We start from the raw sequence: 350 nt of genomic DNA on the forward strand, positions 1-350 counted from the left end.
ACGGTGGGTTTGCCCTTGAACTCCACCGCTGCCTTGTACGCGGCGCCTTGTACGCGGCGTAGACCTTGCGGTAATCGTGCCCGCCGCGTTTGAGGCCCCAGATCTGTTCGTCGGTCAGGTCCGCGACCATGTCCTTGGTCTGCGGGGACTTGCCGAAGAAGCCCTCCGGACTCGGCCTTGTAGGTCTGGTAGTCACCATCTGGTAGTCACCATCGGGGGTTTCGTTCATGATTTTCACCAACGCCCCGTCGGTGTCGTTTTCCAGCAGGGTGTCCCATTCCCGGCCCCAGACGACCTTGATCACGTTCCAGCCCGCGCCGCGGAAGAACGCCTCCAACTCCTGCATGATC

At 61.7% G+C, this 350-nt stretch carries 1 pseudogene; it reads right to left on the reverse strand.

Features of this window, described 5'->3' with window-relative positions:
* A pseudogene (locus AC1DD5_RS25835) lies at positions 1 to 350 on the reverse strand (pyruvate dehydrogenase (acetyl-transferring), homodimeric type); the annotation flags it as partial.

The sequence above is a fragment of the Paenarthrobacter sp. 10L420 genome (assembly GCF_056395385.1).